Raw genomic sequence first — 16513 nt, forward strand, 5'->3', positions numbered from 1 at the left:
CCGCGTCACGCGGCAGTGCACGGCGGCGCTACGCAAGCCGCGCCGCCGTGTGCCGTCAGGCTGTTTCTGTTTCGATAGCAGGAAGTGACGGGCGGGAAGCCGAACGGCACGAGCGCCAGGCTCGTGCCGCTTCCCGTCCACTAGGCCGTTAGCCGAGCGTCAACGCGGCGCGGCGGCCGCAATCAGCCGGATCTGCTCGATCTGGCGCGCCCAGCGCGCGACCACGGCGTCGCGCTTTTCATCGAGTTCGAACGTAATGCCCGAAGTCAGCCGCGCATAGCCGACGCGCTGCGCGTCGCCGCTGGCGAGCGTCGCGCGGAAGCAGGCCAGGCCCGCCACGCCGGTGCCGTCGTCGGCCGGGCGCTCGCCCGTCGCGCCGGCCGGTTCGACGCGCAGCCGTGCCTGGTAAAACGCGCCGTCGGCCACGAAACTCAGCACCGCAGCGCGCTCGCGCACCAGCAATTGCGCACCGCGCGAACTCGGCCACAGTGCGAGATACAGCGAACCGGCATCGGGCGCGTACAGCTCGCCGACGCTCAACAACGTGGTGCGTGCATCGGGCGGCTCGACCTCCCGATCGACGATCACCAGCGAGGCCGTGAACGGCAGCTTGCCGTCGAGCGCCGTGCCGTCGAACAGCGCGAGGCAGGCGGGCGGCCAGGCGTCGAACGTCCAGCGATCGAGCGCGGCGCGATCGGCCGCGCTCATGGCGGGCTCCGAAGGAAGGGCGCGAGCGCGCCCGGGACCAGGGCGGGGATCAACGGAAGAACACGTGCTGGGTCAGCTTGGTCAGCGGATATTGCAAGCCGGGCTGAATGCGCGACGGCAGATCGAGCGGCTTGAGCAGCATCTTCACGCACATGTCGGCCGACAGATGGCGGCGCACCAGCCGGTTGACGCGCACCACGCGCTCGCGGTTGTAGGCCGTATCGCGCACCTTCTCGGGATAGCGGATCGCGAACACGTGGCGCAGCGCGATCTCGGAATCCTCGTTGCGAATTTCGAGCAGGCGGCGCAGCAGCGCGCCGAGCACGGCCATCCGGCCATTGCCCTCGACCGCGTTGTACTTCTTGAAATACTTGAGGAAGTGCTTGTAGTGGCGAACTTCGTCCGAACGGATGTTGTTGGTGATTTCCTTCAGCACCGGCTCGTCCGAGCATTCGTTGATCGCGCGGTAGAGCGTGGCGGTGCCGGTTTCGACCACGCAGCGCGCCACCATCTCCAGCGCGCGCGTTTTCTCGAACGCTTCGAGCGAGCAGGTTTTCGAGTATTCGTCGAAGAAATTGTGGAACGCGAGATCCCAGTCGAACTCGGGCCACACGTAGCCTATATAGGCCTTCAACGCGCGGCCGTGCTGCAGCTCCTCGTGTTCCCACTGCTCGTTGAGCCAGTCGGCTACTTCGGGGTCCTCACCGAAAAATTGGCTCAAATTGCTCGTGTAGAGATCGGAGCCGCTCTCGATGAACGACGCCGCGCACAGCAGCAGCAGCAAGTCTTCATTGGCGGCGGCCTTCGTGCGGTCGATCCGCGTGAGGTCGATGTCTTCGATGCGCCAGGGCATCACATGCTTCGTTTCGGCCAGCATCGTAGCGCTCCCAAGCACTTTGCCCGATGGCGCGGCCGGCTGCGGCACGGCGGCGAAGCCGGCCCAGTGGCCGCACGGCCTATCGGACAAAGCGGATATGAATGAATTATTTCGATCTGGATCCGCTTATCTTAGCCGGAACTTCTCGAATGTGCCTTCAGTCACAGACCTCTCCCGCGACACGCAGTTCCGCGCTGCCTATTGCGCCGCATCAGGCAATTAATTCGAAAGTCGCTTGCAATTCAATTCGAATCTGCGAAAGCGCGTGATGGCGCGGTATTTTGGCGTCCTCTCCATGTTGGCGGGCACCTGCGACGCGCATCGCCGGTGCCCGCGCCGACCGTCAGAACCCGGCAGCCAGGCCGTCGCGGCGGCTGTCGCTGGCGGCCACGTAGCCGCGCTCGGGATCGTCGGCGTCGAGACGCCAGATGAACTGGCCCGAGCCGAAATCCATATACGGATCGTCGATCGACTGCATGCGGTGACCGCGCGCCTGAAGCCCGGCCGCCACCTCGCGGTCGAGCGTGGCCTCCAGGTCGAGCGTGAAAGCGCGGTTGACCTTCCAGCGCGGCGCGCAACAGGCGGCCTGCGGCTGCTGGCCGTAGGCGAGCATCCGCACGATGGTCTGCAAGTGCCCTTGCGGCTGCATGTCGCCGCCCATCACGCCGAAGCTCATGACGGCTTCCTGGCGGCCATCGCGCTCGCGCGTGAGGAACGCCGGAATGATCGTATGAAACGGCCGCTTGCCGCCCGCCACCACGTTCGGCGAGGCCGGGTCCATCGAGAAGCCGCAGCCGCGGTTCTGCAACGCGATGCCGTGGCCCGGCACCACCAGCCCCGAGCCGAAGCCCATGTAGTTCGACTGGATGAAGCTGATCATCATGCCGCGCTCGTCGGCCGCCGACAGGTAGATCGTGCCGCCCGAGCGCGGCATGCCCGGCGCGAAGTGCGTGGCGCGGGCCGGATCGATCAGCTTGGCGCGCTCGGCCAGGTAGGCGTCGTCGAGCATCTGCTCGGGCGTCACGTCCATCGAGCGCGGATCGGCCACGTAGCGGTAGACGTCGGCGAAGGCCAGCTTCATCGCCTCGATCTGCAGATGCTGCGATTCGACCGAATCCACCGGCATCGATTCGATATCGAAGCGCTCGACGATCCCCAGCGCGATCAGCGCCGCGATGCCCTGCCCGTTCGGCGGGATTTCATGAACCGTGTGGCCGCGAAACGACTTGCCGATCGGCTCGACCCATTCGGGGCGGTAGGCGCGCAGATCCTCGGCCGTCATCGCGCCGCCGGTGTCGCGCGCGAACGCGGCCAGCGCCTCGCCCGGCGCGCCCTCGTAGAACGCGCGCGCGCCTTCGCGGGCCAGCGTCCTCAGCGTGTGCGCGTGGCCGGCCAGCACCACGCGCTCGCCCACCTCGGGTGCCCGGCCGTGCGGCAGGAAGGTGTCGGCGAAGCCCGGCTGGTCGCGCAGCGCGGGCACCGCGGCGGCCCACTTGGCGGCGACGATCGAGGCCACCGAATGGCCGCGTTCGGCCAGCTCGATGGCCGGCTCCAGCAGGTCGGCGAACGGCAGCGAGCCGAAGCGAGCGTGCAGCGCCTCCCAGCCGGCGATCACGCCCGGCACCGTGACGGTGTCCCAGCCGCGCTGCGGCTGGCGCGCCAGGCCGTTGGCGTCCTCGCCATGGCGGCGGCGGAAATAGTCGGGGTTCCACGCGGCCGGCGCCACGCCCGAGGCGTTCAGGCCGTGCAGCTTCGCGCCGTCCCAGACCAGCGCGAACGCATCGCCGCCGAGCCCGCACGACACCGGCTCGACCACCGTGATCGCGGCGGCGGCGGCGATCGCCGCATCGACGGCGTTGCCGCCCTTCCAGAGCATCCGCAGCCCGGCCTGGGCGGCCAGCGGGTGCGAGGTCGAGACGACATTGCGCGCGAACACGGGCTGTCGGACGGACGGATAGGGGTTCTGCCAGTTGAAGCGGGTCATGCAACGGCTCCTGGAGAAAAAGGGAAAAGCGGGGCTCGGCGCGCCAGTGCAACCATCGGCCGCGCGCGCAAACTGCCATTCCAACGCGAATGCGCGCGCGGGGCAAGCCGGCACGCCCGTATCGCGAAAACGAAATGTTCGTTCGCGTGCTTGCTTACAATGGACATCCGTTTCACTTGCCTTCGAACGAACCATGACGACCCGCGACCCGCGCCTTTCGCTCAATGCCCGCCAGCAGGAACTGCTCGACTGGGTGCAACGCGACGGCTTCGTGACCGTCGATGATCTGGCCAACCATTTCGACGTCACGCCGCAAACCATCCGCCGCGACGTCAACTGGCTCGCCGATCTGAACCTGCTGCGCCGCTACCACGGCGGCGCGAGCCTGCCGACCAGCTCCGAGAACGTCTCCTACAGCGCGCGGCAGCGCATGTTCCACGACGAGAAACGGCGCATCGCGGCGCTCGCGGCCTCGCATATCCCCGATCAGGCCTCGCTGTTCATCAACCTCGGCACCACCACCGAGGAAGTCGCGCGCGCGCTGAACCGCCATCGCGGCCTGCGCGTGATCACCAACAACCTGAACGTCGCGAGCATGATGAGCGGCTATCCGGAGTGCGAGGTGCTGATCACGGGCGGCATCGTGCGGCCGTGGGACAAGGGCATCGTCGGCGAGCTGGCGATCGATTTCATCCGTCAGTTCAAGGTGGACTACGCGATCATCGGCACCTCGGCGATCGAAACCGACGGCACGATGCGCGATTTCGACACGCGCGAGGTGCGCGTGGCCGAGGCGATCATCCAGCACGCGCGCACCGTGTATCTGGTGACGGATCATTCGAAGTTCGGCCGCCCGGCGCTGGTCCGGCAGGGCCATCTGTCGCAGGTGCATGCGCTGTTCACCGACAAGCCGCTGCCCGAGGACATGACCGAGACGATCGCCGCGGCCGGCACGCAGGTGTACGTGGCCGATTGAGCCGAGCCGTTGCGCCGCCCGGGGGGCGCTCGCATCGCGCGTGCCCTCACCTGGCAGGCCTCGCCGATGCGTTGCCCCACCGCCCCGAAATCCCCCGCCCTGTGCTGCATCGCAGCGCAAACTTCAAGTGAAATCAAGAAGTTGCCGCGTCGAGCCGGCCGTTGGAATTGTGACGAATTGTCAATCGAATTATTTTTGGGGCCGCATTTGGGGTTCCCGAAACCGTTGACTACACTCCCAATCCCCGGCGTTCATGCACCGCGAACGCTGTCGTGAGCATTTCCCCCCGAGCCTTCCCTGCTGGGTAACGCGCCCCGGATGCTGTCCGGCCGTGAGAAGTACGGTTTGTCTGGAGAGAACGATGCTGAGTCCGCATGAATTCGCCACCCTGTTGCTCGTCAAGGACGCGCCCGATCAGGCCGAAATGGAACGCGACGAACTGGACGCGCTGCTGGAGCAGCAACTGGTTCGGCTGGAGGCCCTCGGTTCGGGCCGCCGCTACTGCGTGACCGAGAGCGGCGACGCCGCGCTCAGGTCGATCAAGGTCCGCTATTCCTGAACGCCACACCGGTTCCGCCAACATCGCGGCCGCCGTCTCCGGACGACGGCCGTTTTCGTTGCGGCGCTCGTTTTCAGGTTCGTTTTCATTCGAGCGCAGGCGCGCCGCGTGGGCGGCCCGATGCACGCCCGCGCCCGGCCCTCAGCCGCCGCGCAGCGTCGGATCGGCCTTCGAGCGCCAGGTGACGGCCTGCGCGCGCATCGTGTTCAGATAGTCGATCCAGCCAGTGCGCGCCGCCGCGTCGGGCTGCGCGCCGAGCGCCGCGTGATGCGTGGCCAGCCCGTTCGAAAACGCGCAGAAATCCGCCTCGCTCAAGCGGCCGTGCCGCTTCGCCACCCAGGCGTCGCCCAGCGCCGAATAGACGGATGCATTATCGCGGCCGTAATCGTGCGGCTCGCCGCAGGCCCGTTGCAGCGTGTCGAAGCTCGGCTGCGCGCCCCAGCCGCCGGGCAGCAACGCCGTCGAGCAGCCCGCGAGCAGCGCCAGCGCGCCGGCCACCATGATCTGACGCATGTTTCCTCCTCGGTGAAGACAATCCCGCCAGTATCGTCCGGGATGAAGTCGCGCGCTACCGACCCTCTTAAACGAACTTTACTTTTTCGCTTTTGTTCATTAAATTTCGAATTCGAAAATATCGAGTTCGACTATGGGACAAAGGGCAGCAGTGACCGAACAGACGCACTACGACGTACTCGTGATCGGCGGCGGCATCAACGGCGCGGGCATCGCGCGCGACGCGGCCGGGCGCGGCTGGTCGGTACTTCTTTGCGAACAGGACGACCTCGCCTCGCACACGTCCTCGTCCAGCACCAAGCTGATCCACGGCGGCCTGCGCTATCTCGAATACAAGGAATTCGGGCTGGTGCGCAAGGCGCTGCAGGAGCGCGAAACGCTGCTGCGCGCCGCGCCCCACATCATGTGGCCGCTGCGCTTCGTCATGCCCCACATGCCGAACCTGCGCCCGGCCTGGCTGATCCGCGTCGGCCTGTTCCTCTACGATCACCTCGCCCGCCGCGAACTGCTGCCCGGCTCGCACGGCATCACGATGGCCCGTCACGCGGCCGGCGGCCCGCTGATCGATTCGATCAAGCGCGGCTTCGTCTATTCCGACGGCTGGGTGGACGACGCCCGCCTCGTGGTGCTCAACGCGATGGACGCACGCGAGCGCGGCGCCACCATCCTGACGCGCACCCGGCTGATCTCGGCCGAACGCGCCGACGGCGAATGGCTCGCGCGCCTGCAACGCGCCGACGGCTCGAGCTTCGAGGTGCGCGCCCGCGCGATCGCCAACGCGGCCGGCCCGTGGGTGGGCTCGGTGCTGCACGGCGCGCTCGGCCGCGACGCGCGGCACAGCGTGCGGCTCGTCAAGGGCAGCCATATCATCACCAAGCGCCTGTTCGAGCACGATCACGCCTACATCTTCCAGAACCCGGACAAGCGGATCATCTTCGCGATTCCGTACGAACACGATTTCACGCTGATCGGCACGACCGACGTGGAATACCACGACGATCCGTCGAAGGTGGCGATCGACGGCGACGAGACGCAATACCTGTGCGACTCGATCAACCGCTATTTCAAGCAGAAGATCTCGCCGGCCGACGTGCACTGGACCTACTCCGGCGTGCGCCCGCTGCTCGAGGATGAAAACGCCGACAACCCGTCGGCCGTCACGCGCGACTACCGGCTCGAGATGGACCCGGGCCGGGGCGCGCCGCTGCTGTCGGTGTTCGGCGGCAAGATCACCACCTTCCGCAAGCTGGCCGAGGATGCGGCCGGCCTGCTCGGCGAAGCGCTCGGCTCGCCCGCGCCGGCCTGGACAGCAGGCCAGCCGCTGCCGGGCGGCGACATCGCCGACGCGCGCTTCGCGCCGTTCGCCGATGCGTTCGCGCAGCGCCATGCCTGGCTGCCGGCCGCGCTCGCGCGCCGTTACGCACGCGCCTACGGCACCCGCGCCGAACGCGTGGTGGCCGGCGCCCGATCGGTCGACGGGCTGGGCGCGGCGATCGCGCCGGGCCTGTACGAAGCGGAACTGCGTTACCTGCGCGATCACGAATGGGCGACCTGCGCCGAGGACGTGCTCTGGCGCCGCTCGAAGCTGGGGCTGCATGTCGCGCCCGGCACGCTCGACGCGGTCACGGCGGCGGTGGCGGCCTGGTTCACGGCCACCCGCGCGCTGGCCGCCGAACCGGCGCAGGTCCGCCCGGTTCACTGACGCACCGGCAACACCGAAGGCAGCAACGCGCGGCGCGCCAACCAGCCGCCGCGCGGGATCGACCGCAGCACGCGCCGCGACGAGGCCGGCGCGAAACAAAATTACTGACGAATGGAGATGAGACAGATGCAGGATCAATACATCCTCGCACTCGATCAAGGCACGACCAGCTCGCGCGCGATGCTGTTCGATCGCCAGGGCAACATCAAGTCGATTGCCCAGAAGGAGTTCGAGCAAATCTATCCGCAGCCCGGCTGGGTCGAGCACGACCCGCGCGAAATCTGGTCGACGCAGGCCGGCGTGGCCGCCGAGGCCGTCACGCGCGCCGGCCTGAACGGCACGTCGATCGCCGCGATCGGCATCACCAACCAGCGCGAGACGACCATCGTCTGGGATCGCGAGACAGGCCAGCCGGTCTACAACGCGATCGTCTGGCAGGACCGCCGCACCGCCGATTTCTGCGATTCGCTGAAGAAGGACGGCCTGGAGGCGATGGTGCGCACCAAGACCGGCCTGCCGATCGATTCGTACTTCTCCGGCACCAAGATCCGCTGGATTCTCGACAACGTCGAAGGCGCGCGCGAGAAGGCGAAGCAAGGCAAGCTCGCGTTCGGCACGGTCGACAGCTGGCTGGTGTGGAACTTCACGAAGGGCGAGCTGCATGTGACCGACGTGACCAACGCGTCGCGCACCATGCTGTTCAACATCCACACGCGCGAATGGGACGACGAGCTGCTGGCCGCGCTCGACATCCCGCGCAGCATGCTGCCCGAGGTCAAGGCGTCGTCGGAAGTCTACGGTCATACCAAGACCACCGTGTTCGCCTCCAAGCTGCCGCTGGCCGGCATCGCGGGCGATCAGCACGCGGCCCTGTTCGGCCAGATGTGCACCAGCTCGGGGATGGTGAAGAACACCTACGGCACCGGCTGCTTCCTGATGATGAACACCGGCGAGAAGCCGATCGAATCGAAGAACAACCTGGTCACCACGATCGCCTGGCAGATCGGCGATCAGGTCAACTACGCGCTCGAAGGCAGCATCTTCATCGCCGGCGCGGTGGTGCAGTGGCTGCGCGACGGGCTCGGCATCATCAAGTCCGCCACCGAGATCGAAAAGCTCGCGGCCAGCGTGCCGCACACCGATGGCGTGTATCTCGTGCCGGCGTTCGCCGGCCTCGGCGCGCCGCACTGGAACGCCCGTGCGCGCGGCTCGCTGTTCGGCGTCACGCGCGGCACCACCGATGCGCATCTGGCACGCGCCGCGCTCGACGCGATCGCCTACCAGTCGCTCGACGTGCTGGCCGCCATGGAAGCCGATTCGGGCCTCAGCATCGGCGAGCTGCGCGTGGACGGCGGCGCGAGCGCCAACAACCTGCTGATGCAGTTCCAGGCCGACCTGCTCGGCGTGGACGCGGTGCGCCCGCAGATCACCGAAACCACCGCGCTCGGCGCCGCCTACCTGGCGGGCCTGGCGACCGGCTACTGGGAGAACCTCGACGCGGTGCGCAGCCAGTGGCAGCTCGACCGGCGCTTCTCGCCGTCGATGCCCGCCGATCAGGTGAGCACCGCGCTGGCCGGCTGGCAGCGTGCGGTGCGCGCCGCCAAGACCTGGGCCGACGACAGGCGGTAAACTGCGCGCCCGCCGCCGCGTGCACCCGGCCCGCGCGGCGGGCGATACAAGCAGCCACCCTTCATAACGAGCAGGCGGACCGTGCAACGCGCGAGTCCGCCGCATTGGTAGAGAGACACTCGACATGTCACCTTATATTGCGGAGTTCATCGGCACGGCGATCCTCGTGCTGCTCGGCAACGGCGCCGTTGCCAACGTGCTCCTCGCGAAGACCAAGGGCCGCGGCGCGGACCTGATCGTCATCGTGATGGGCTGGGCGATGGCGGTGTTCGTCGCCGTCTACGTCACCGCGAAGTTCAGCGGCGCGCACCTCAACCCGATCGTCACCATCAGCCTCGCGCTGGCGGGCAAGTTCGCCTGGTCGAAGGTGGCCGGCTACGTGGCCGCGCAGATGCTCGGCGGGATGGCGGGCGCGCTGCTGGTCTGGCTCGCCTATCGGCAGCACTTCGCCAAGGAGGTCGATCCCGATCTCAAGCTCGCGGTGTTCTGCACCGCGCCGGCGATCCGCAGCGTCGCGCACAACGTGCTGACCGAGGCGATCTGCACGTTCGTGCTGATTCTCGGCGTGCTGTATCTGGCCGCGCCGCAAGTGGGGCTCGGCGCGCTCGACGCGTTGCCGGTGGGCTTGCTGGTGCTCGGCATCGGCATCTCGCTGGGCGGCCCGACCGGCTATGCGATGAGCCCGGCGCGCGATCTGTCGCCGCGCATCATGCACGCGCTGCTGCCGATTCCGGGCAAGCGCGACAGCGACTGGCGCTATGCGTGGATTCCGGTGCTCGGGCCGCTGGCCGGCGGAGCGGCGGCGGCCTGGCTGTATCTGGCGCTGCATCAGACGCACTGAGCGCCCGGTTCGCGGCGCGGGCGGGGGCATCGGTCGGCCCCCGCCGCGAACCTGCCTTGTTTGGCTTTCTTCGCTTCTTCGCTTTCAGCACCCGCCTTCGGCGTTCCGCCTCGGCCGCCTGCTTCAGGCGATTTCCTCGCTTCATCTCCGCGCCCAAAAACGACAACGCCGCCGCGCCGGTTGCCCGGCTGGCGGCGGCGTGCCCCGCACGTCGAGATCGAACGGCATGCGGCCGAAGCGCGATGCGCGTCGGCCACATGCAAAAACGCGCTTACTGCGGCAGATCCCAGCGCGGCGGCGTTTCCGCGTTGATCGTCACGCGAAACGCGCGCGCTTCCGAATCGCCGGGATTGCGCAGCGTGTAGGGCTGGTCGGCGTCGAACACGATCGCGTCGCCGGTCGCCAGCAACTGGCGACGGTCGTTGACGGCCACTTCGAGCGTGCCTTCGCTCACCACCAGGTTGATCGAGGTGCCTGGCGCGCGGCGCACGCCGGTTTCGGTATGCAGCGGCGCGACGCGCAGCTCGTGGAATTCCGCCGTGGCCGGCTCGCCTTCCGGATAGAGCGCTCGCGACGAGAAACGGCCGTTCGAGCCGATCACGCGCACCGCGCGCTCGGCCGGCAGATGCTCGAAGCCGAGCACCGCGTGACGGCGCAGGAACGCGGCCACCGACACCTTCAGCGCCGCCGCCACCTTGCAGAGCACCTTGATGGACGGCACGCTGCGGGCCGATTCGATCTGCGCGAGCATCGCCCGCGACACGCCGGACAGGCGTGCCAGCGCATCCAGCGACAGTTGCCGCTCGGCACGCAGCCGGGCCAGATTGACGCCGACCTGGCGCTCCAGCGCGTCGAACGATTCCTGCGGGGCGCCAGGCGCCGGCGTGGCCGCACGATCGGCGGCTTCGCGGTCGCGCACCAGCGCGAGGGATGAATGCATGGTTAGCCTCCAGCGCGCAGGATGCGCGCAGCGAACTTGATTGGAGGCAAGACTAGCATCGGGGTTGGGGGCGGCAAACGAAGTTATCTTCACACTGTTATCAGCATCGCAGAGGAATCGTCAGTGCCGGCAAGCCGTATGCGGCCGGCTTGGCCGGCCGATCGTGCCGCCCGGGTTCCATCGTCGTAACAGGGCCGGATCGCGCTTCGCCCGCCGCCGCCAACCGCCGCCAGCCGCCGCCGGTTACCGCCAGCCGTCGCGTCGGCGCAACCGCGCCGCCGCCGCACGGCGCGCACCTGCGACGGCCCGGAATTCCAAAAGCTATAATGGAAAGCTTTCCCCGACGGTAGATCCACCGGCGCCCGAGGCGCCTGCCGCGGCCGCCCGCCGCCTCGCCCTTGCCGCCTGCCGCGCCTCACGCGCCGCCCGGGCAACAGGCGGCGGCCCGGAGCCGACCGTCCCGACTCACCCGCATTGACGCCCCCAGGTCAACCACTGCGAACGGCGAACCCCATGACGAAAAAAATCTACATCAAGACGTTCGGCTGCCAAATGAACGAGTACGACTCGGACAAGATGGCCGACGTGCTCAACGCCTCCGAAGGCCTCGTGAAAACCGACCGGCCCGAAGACGCCGACGTGATCCTGTTCAACACCTGCTCGGTGCGCGAGAAGGCGCAGGAAAAGGTGTTCTCGGATCTCGGCCGGGTGCGCGAGCTCAAGGAAGCGAACCCGAACCTGATCATCGGCGTGGGCGGCTGCGTCGCCAGCCAGGAAGGCGAGGCGATCGTGGCGCGCGCGCCGTACGTGGACGTGGTGTTCGGCCCGCAAACCCTGCACCGCCTGCCGCAGATGATCGACGCGCGCCGCGCGAGCGGCCGCTCGCAGGTCGACATCACGTTCCCCGAAATCGAGAAATTCGACCACCTGCCGCCGGCGCGCGTCGATGGCCCGAGCGCGTTCGTATCGATCATGGAAGGCTGCAGCAAGTACTGCAGCTACTGCGTGGTGCCCTACACGCGCGGCGACGAAGTCTCGCGCCCGCTCGACGACGTGCTGACCGAAATCGCCGGCCTGGCCGACCAGGGCGTGCGCGAAGTCACGCTGCTCGGCCAGAACGTCAACGCCTACCGCGGCGCGCTCACCCAGGGCTCGCTCGACATTGCCGATTTCGCCACGCTGATCGAATACGTGGCCGACCTGCCCGGCATCGAGCGAATCCGCTACACCACCTCGCATCCGAAGGAATTCACGCAGCGCCTGCTCGACGTGTACGCACGCGTGCCGAAGCTCGTCAATCACCTGCACCTGCCCGTGCAGCATGGCTCCGACCGCATCCTGATGGGGATGAAGCGCGGCTACACGGTGCTCGAATACAAATCGCTGATCCGCAAGCTGCGCGCGATCCGGCCCGATCTGTCGCTGTCGACCGACATCATCATCGGCTTCCCCGGCGAAACCGAGGACGATTTCGAGAAGACCATGCAGCTCGTGCACGACATGAGCTACGACACCAGCTTCTCGTTCATCTACAGCCCGCGCCCCGGCACGCCGGCCGCCAATCTGCACGACGACACGCCGCGCGAGGTCAAGCTCAAACGCCTGCAACATCTGCAGGCCACCATCGAGGAGAACGTCGCGCGGATCAGCGCGTCGATGGTCGGGCGGGTCGAGCGGATTCTCGTCGAAGGGCCGTCGCGCAAGGATCCGAACGAGCTGGCCGGCCGTACCGAGAACAACCGCGTGGTGAATTTCCCCGCGCCGGTCGCCTCGCATCCGCGCCTGATCGGCCAGATGATCGACGTGCGGATCAACCACGCGTACCCGCATTCGCTGCGCGGCGAGCTCGTGCTCGCCCACGACGAAGCCAGCCGCGCCACCCACTGAACCGAGCGCCCAACCGAAGGAAGCCCACGCTACCTTGAAGCCGACCCAAGCCCTGGAATTCACCGCCCCGCGCGATGACAACGCGCGCCTCGCCAACCTTTGCGGCCCGCTGGACGAAAACCTGCGCCAGATCGAGCAGGCGCTCGACGTGACGCTGCAGCGGCGCGGCCACCGGATCTCGATCCGCGGCCGCGGCGCGAAGCTCGCGCTCGCCGCGCTCGAGAACTTCTACAACCGCGCGCGCGATCCGCTGTCGCTCGACGACATCCAGCTCGCGCTGGTCGAGACGCGCCACCTCGGCAACGGCGCGGCGGACAGCGCGCCGGACGTGCGCTTTCGCGGCGATCCCGACCGTCCGTTCGACGACGCGCCCGCGCTGGCCGCCGATGCCGACGCCCCCGGCGAGGAGCCGACGCCCAAGCTCTACACGCGCCGCGCCGACCTGCGCGGCCGCACCCCGGCGCAACGCGAGTACCTGAAGCAGATCCTCGCGCACGACGTGACGTTCGGCGTCGGGCCGGCTGGCACCGGCAAGACCTACCTGGCCGTGGCCTGCGCCGTCGACGCGCTGGAGCGCGACCAGGTCAAGCGCATCGTGCTGACGCGTCCCGCCGTCGAGGCCGGCGAACGGCTGGGCTTCCTGCCCGGCGATCTGTCGCAGAAAATCGATCCGTACCTGCGCCCGCTCTACGACGCGCTCTACGATCTGCTCGGTTTCGACAAGACGGCCAAGATGTTCGAGCGCCAGATGATCGAAATCGCGCCGCTGGCCTACATGCGCGGCCGGACGCTGAACCACGCGTTCATCATCCTCGACGAGGCGCAGAACACCACGCCCGAGCAGATGAAGATGTTCCTGACGCGGATCGGCTTCGGCTCGAAGGCCGTCGTCACCGGCGACACCACCCAGATCGACCTGCCGCGCGGCCACAAGAGCGGCCTGGTCGAAGCGCAGCAGGTGCTGACGCAGGTGCGCGGGATCGCGCTCACGCGCTTCACCAGCGTCGACGTGGTGCGTCACCCGCTGGTCGCGCGAATCGTCGAGGCCTACGACGAGTTCCACGCCCAGCACAAGGACGCCTGAGCGACCTGGGCACGCCTGCCGCCGGCGCCCCGGCAGCGGGCGAGCCGCGTGATGCGCATGAGGCAGGCAGCCGCGCGTCGGTCCGCCGCGGCCCTCCCGGCGCGGCCTTGCCACCACGAGCTCGCGCGCGCCACCCAGGCCCGCGCGAGCGCTGCGAAAGCGCAAAAACGCACCCTCCGGCACGCGCCGCGCCGGCCAAAACGCCTGGCCGTTTGGTGTATCCTCGTGCGGTTGCCCTCGACGCCGTACACATGAAATCCTCTCGCAAAGCCAACCCAGCCTCCCACCCGAGCGCGCCGCGCGTATCGCTGTTCGACGAGCGCGGCAAGGTCAAGACGGTCGACGCGCAAGCCCTGCGCATCGATTTCCCCGACGGCCGTTCGCTGATGTTCGATCTGTCCGGCAGTTCCGGCGAAGCCTCGGTCGCGATCGTCGCGCAGCACGCGGACATCTCGCAGCGCGCCATCCTGACGCTGCGCCCCGAGCACTACGACAGCCTGACGCTGTCGGTCGGCGCCGAAGCCGCACCGGAAGGCGATGACGATGACGATGACGGCGATTCGGACGACGAATCCGAGCCGGCGGGCGAGCCCGAGCTGGAACTGGTGGTGCAGTACGGCGACGAAATCACGGCGCAGGTGCGCAAGACCTTGCCCAAGCGCAAGCTGATCGCCGAATGGCTCGCCACCACGCTGTCCTCGGACGCCCAGCTCACGGTGCGCTTCGTCGGTGAAAAGGAAGGCCGCGAGCTGAACGGCGGCTACCGCAAGAAGGATTACCCCACCAACGTGCTGACCTTCGCCTACGAGCAGGCGCCCGACGGCACGACCATCGGCGATCTGGTGCTGTGCTGCCCGGTGGTCGAGAAGGAAGCGGCCGAGCAGAACAAGCCGCTGCAATCGCATTACGCCCATCTGCTGGTGCACGGCGCGCTGCATGCGCAGGGCTACGATCATGAACGCAGCGAGGAAGACGCGGCCGAAATGGAAGCGCTCGAAATCGACATGCTGGCCAAGCTCGGTTTCGCGAATCCCTACGAATAAGCGCGCCACCCGTCACCTCTTTCGAATCCGGCCGTGAGCACACCGATCCCCGTTCCCTCTGCGTATCCGCCGCCGATCGGCAACGGCAGGCTGCTGACCGACGACGAGATGGCCGTTTCGCTCGACGCGTCGTTGAGCGACTGGGACCGCCGCTCCGATCTTTGGCTGTTCGGCTATGGCTCGCTGATCTGGAATCCGGGCCTGCCGGTGGCCGAGCAGTTGCACGGCCGCGTGCACGGCTACCATCGCGGGCTGTATCTGTGGTCGCGCGTCAATCGCGGCTCGGCCGAACGGCCCGGGCTCGTGCTGGCGCTCGATCGCGGCGGCTCGTGCAGCGGCGTGGCGTTCCGCATCGCCGGCCCCACCGCCATGCCGCATCTCGAAACGCTCTGGAAACGCGAAATGCCGATGGGCTCGTACCGGCCCGCCTGGCTGCCGTGCACGCTCGCCAGCGGTGAGCGCGTGCGCGCGCTGGCATTCGTGATGCGCCGCGACGCGCCCACCTACACCGGCAAGCTGACCGACGAGGTGGTGCGCGCCGTGTTCGCTTGCGCCGAAGGCCGCTACGGCACCACGCTCGATTACGTCACCCGCACCGTGGCCGCGTTGCGCGAAAGCGGCATCCCCGACCGCTCGCTCGAATCGCTGCTGGCCCGCTGCGCCTGAGCCGGGTCGCTCTTTTCACGGCATTTTTTCCCGGGATGGGCGCTGCGCCGATTCCGGGTTAGGATGGGTCCGCGCCGCCAGGCAGGCCGTCGCGTCGGCCATTTGGCCGACACGGAAGCGCCGTGGCCTTGGTGTATCCTTGCCAACTCCGTGACAACGCGCCTGCGGTCCGCCCGGGCGCACCACCATGAACGATTCGTATCCCAGTCGAAAGTCCACCGACAAACCTCCCGAAAAGCGCTCGCTGCTGGAGCGCCTGACCGATTTCATCTCGCCCGAGCCCGAATCCCGCGGCGAGCTGCTCGAAATCCTGCAGGACGCGCACGAGCGCAACCTGATCGACGCCGATTCGCTGTCGATGATCGAAGGCGTGTTCCAGGTCTCCGACCTCTGCGCGCGCGACATCATGGTGCCCCGCGCCCAGATGGACGCCCTCAACATCGCCGACAAGCCCGAGGATTTCATCCCGTTCGTGCTTGAAAAGGCCCACTCGCGCTACCCGGTCTACGAAGAAAACCGCGACAACGTGATCGGCGTGCTGCTCGCGAAAGACCTGCTGCGCTTTTACGCGGAAGACGAATTCGACGTGCGCGGCATGCTGCGCCCGGCCGTGTTCATCCCGGAATCGAAGCGTCTGAACGTGCTGCTCCACGATTTCCGCGTGAACCGCAACCACCTCGCGATCGTGGTCGACGAATACGGCGGCGTGGCCGGCCTGATCACCATCGAGGACGTGCTGGAGCAGATCGTCGGCGACATCGAGGACGAATACGACTTCGACGAGGAAGCCGGCAACATCATCTCGGCGCCCGACGGCCGCTTCCGCGTGCGCGCGCTCACCGAGATCGCCCAGTTCAACGAACACTTCGGCACCGATTTCTCCGATGAGGAAGTCGACACCATCGGCGGGCTGATCACCCATCACTTCGGCCGCGTGCCGCATCGCGGCGAAAAGCTGCGGCTCGACAAGCTGATCTTCGAGATCCAGCGCGGCGATGCGCGCCAGATCCACGTGCTGCTGGTGCGCCGCGATCCGCTCGCCGGCCGCCGCAACGAATCGGCCGACGACTGATCGTCCCGCCGCCCCGTCAACACCCCTGCTCG

15 protein-coding genes are annotated in these 16513 nt (G+C 67.7%); 10 read left to right on the forward strand and 5 right to left on the reverse strand.

From position 1 onward, the window contains the following. Window positions 1–159: 159 nt before the first annotated feature. The 3 genes from AB4850_RS29955 to AB4850_RS29965 all read right to left on the reverse strand — a co-directional run bounded on the left by AB4850_RS29955 (window position 160) and on the right by AB4850_RS29965 (window position 3569). Complete coding sequence (locus AB4850_RS29955) at window positions 160–708, reverse strand: hypothetical protein (protein ID WP_414443029.1); 549 nt, start codon at window positions 706–708, stop codon at window positions 160–162. Between the two features lie 49 nt (window positions 709–757). Next, window positions 758–1585, reverse strand: coding sequence for a ferritin-like domain-containing protein (locus tag AB4850_RS29960; protein WP_414443030.1), 828 nt, complete (start codon window positions 1583–1585; stop codon window positions 758–760). A gap of 343 nt (window positions 1586–1928) precedes the next feature. Further along, on the reverse strand, window positions 1929–3569 hold the full coding sequence (locus AB4850_RS29965) for a gamma-glutamyltransferase family protein (RefSeq protein ID WP_414443031.1): 1641 nt from the start codon (window positions 3567–3569) through the stop codon (window positions 1929–1931). 193 nt (window positions 3570–3762) lie between these two features. Here AB4850_RS29965 and AB4850_RS29970 point away from each other — a divergent pair, with 193 nt between their 5' ends. Continuing rightward, entirely contained in the window at window positions 3763–4545 is a 783-nt protein-coding gene (locus tag AB4850_RS29970; protein WP_414443032.1) for a DeoR/GlpR family DNA-binding transcription regulator, read from the forward strand. Between the two features lie 361 nt (window positions 4546–4906). Beyond that, window positions 4907–5104, forward strand: coding sequence for a phage tail assembly chaperone (locus tag AB4850_RS29975; RefSeq protein ID WP_013699317.1), 198 nt, complete (start codon window positions 4907–4909; stop codon window positions 5102–5104). A 141-nt stretch (window positions 5105–5245) separates the two neighbouring features. On the opposite strand, the gene AB4850_RS29980 is transcribed toward AB4850_RS29975, so the two are convergent. After that, complete coding sequence (locus AB4850_RS29980; protein WP_414443033.1) at window positions 5246–5617, reverse strand: hypothetical protein; 372 nt, start codon at window positions 5615–5617, stop codon at window positions 5246–5248. A 151-nt stretch (window positions 5618–5768) separates the two neighbouring features. Between AB4850_RS29980 and glpD the strand changes: the two genes are divergently transcribed. The 3 genes from glpD (at window position 5769) to AB4850_RS29995 (ending at window position 9789) form a co-directional block, all read left to right on the forward strand. Beyond that, window positions 5769–7319, forward strand: coding sequence for a glycerol-3-phosphate dehydrogenase (gene glpD / locus AB4850_RS29985; protein ID WP_414445656.1), 1551 nt, complete (start codon window positions 5769–5771; stop codon window positions 7317–7319). A 126-nt stretch (window positions 7320–7445) separates the two neighbouring features. Beyond that, the gene (glpK, locus tag AB4850_RS29990; protein WP_414445657.1) at window positions 7446–8948 is read left to right on the forward strand and encodes a glycerol kinase GlpK; all 1503 of its coding nucleotides are present in this window, start codon (window positions 7446–7448) and stop codon (window positions 8946–8948) included. Window positions 8949–9072: 124 nt separating this feature from the next. Then, complete coding sequence (locus AB4850_RS29995; protein WP_414443034.1) at window positions 9073–9789, forward strand: MIP/aquaporin family protein; 717 nt, start codon at window positions 9073–9075, stop codon at window positions 9787–9789. 271 nt (window positions 9790–10060) lie between these two features. Here AB4850_RS29995 and AB4850_RS30000 read toward each other — a convergent pair whose 3' ends face one another. Then, complete coding sequence (locus AB4850_RS30000) at window positions 10061–10729, reverse strand: helix-turn-helix domain-containing protein (protein ID WP_414443035.1); 669 nt, start codon at window positions 10727–10729, stop codon at window positions 10061–10063. Between the two features lie 513 nt (window positions 10730–11242). On the opposite strand from AB4850_RS30000, the gene miaB reads away from it, so the two are divergent. The 5 genes from miaB to AB4850_RS30025 all read left to right on the forward strand — a co-directional run bounded on the left by miaB (window position 11243) and on the right by AB4850_RS30025 (window position 16481). Continuing rightward, window positions 11243–12616: a tRNA (N6-isopentenyl adenosine(37)-C2)-methylthiotransferase MiaB gene (miaB, locus tag AB4850_RS30005; RefSeq protein WP_414443036.1), complete on the forward strand. Its 1374-nt coding sequence runs from the start codon at window positions 11243–11245 to the stop codon at window positions 12614–12616. A 34-nt stretch (window positions 12617–12650) separates the two neighbouring features. Continuing rightward, window positions 12651–13700 (forward strand): PhoH family protein, encoded by a 1050-nt coding sequence (locus AB4850_RS30010; protein ID WP_414443037.1) that lies wholly within the window; start codon window positions 12651–12653, stop codon window positions 13698–13700. A gap of 251 nt (window positions 13701–13951) precedes the next feature. Next, window positions 13952–14743 (forward strand): rRNA maturation RNase YbeY, encoded by a 792-nt coding sequence (gene ybeY / locus AB4850_RS30015; RefSeq protein WP_414443038.1) that lies wholly within the window; start codon window positions 13952–13954, stop codon window positions 14741–14743. Between the two features lie 108 nt (window positions 14744–14851). Then, window positions 14852–15409 carry a gamma-glutamylcyclotransferase gene (locus tag AB4850_RS30020; protein WP_414445658.1) on the forward strand — a complete coding sequence of 186 codons (558 nt, stop codon included), beginning with the start codon at window positions 14852–14854 and terminating at the stop codon, window positions 15407–15409. Window positions 15410–15596: 187 nt separating this feature from the next. Next, the gene (locus AB4850_RS30025; RefSeq protein WP_414443039.1) at window positions 15597–16481 is read left to right on the forward strand and encodes an HlyC/CorC family transporter; all 885 of its coding nucleotides are present in this window, start codon (window positions 15597–15599) and stop codon (window positions 16479–16481) included. Window positions 16482–16513: the final 32 nt, after the last annotated feature.

It is taken from the genome of Burkholderia sp. 22PA0106, assembly GCF_047497155.1.
Classification (GTDB): Bacteria; Pseudomonadota; Gammaproteobacteria; order Burkholderiales; family Burkholderiaceae; genus Burkholderia.

What these genes read in the sequence shown, in the direction of transcription:
- AB4850_RS29955 (WP_414443029.1), bottom strand. Translation starts at nt 708, where the DNA reads ATGAGCGCGGCCGATCGCGCCGCGCTCGATCGCTGGACGTTCGACGCC.
- AB4850_RS29960 (WP_414443030.1), bottom strand. Translation starts at nt 1,585, where the DNA reads ATGCTGGCCGAAACGAAGCATGTGATGCCCTGGCGCATCGAAGACATC.
- AB4850_RS29965 (WP_414443031.1), bottom strand. Translation starts at nt 3,569, where the DNA reads ATGACCCGCTTCAACTGGCAGAACCCCTATCCGTCCGTCCGACAGCCC.
- AB4850_RS29970 (WP_414443032.1), top strand. Translation starts at nt 3,763, where the DNA reads ATGACGACCCGCGACCCGCGCCTTTCGCTCAATGCCCGCCAGCAGGAA.
- AB4850_RS29975 (WP_013699317.1), top strand. Translation starts at nt 4,907, where the DNA reads ATGCTGAGTCCGCATGAATTCGCCACCCTGTTGCTCGTCAAGGACGCG.
- AB4850_RS29980 (WP_414443033.1), bottom strand. Translation starts at nt 5,617, where the DNA reads ATGCGTCAGATCATGGTGGCCGGCGCGCTGGCGCTGCTCGCGGGCTGC.
- glpK (WP_414445657.1), top strand. Translation starts at nt 7,446, where the DNA reads ATGCAGGATCAATACATCCTCGCACTCGATCAAGGCACGACCAGCTCG.
- AB4850_RS29995 (WP_414443034.1), top strand. Translation starts at nt 9,073, where the DNA reads ATGTCACCTTATATTGCGGAGTTCATCGGCACGGCGATCCTCGTGCTG.
- AB4850_RS30000 (WP_414443035.1), bottom strand. Translation starts at nt 10,729, where the DNA reads ATGCATTCATCCCTCGCGCTGGTGCGCGACCGCGAAGCCGCCGATCGT.
- miaB (WP_414443036.1), top strand. Translation starts at nt 11,243, where the DNA reads ATGACGAAAAAAATCTACATCAAGACGTTCGGCTGCCAAATGAACGAG.
- ybeY (WP_414443038.1), top strand. Translation starts at nt 13,952, where the DNA reads ATGAAATCCTCTCGCAAAGCCAACCCAGCCTCCCACCCGAGCGCGCCG.
- AB4850_RS30020 (WP_414445658.1), top strand. Translation starts at nt 14,852, where the DNA reads ATGGCCGTTTCGCTCGACGCGTCGTTGAGCGACTGGGACCGCCGCTCC.
- AB4850_RS30025 (WP_414443039.1), top strand. Translation starts at nt 15,597, where the DNA reads ATGAACGATTCGTATCCCAGTCGAAAGTCCACCGACAAACCTCCCGAA.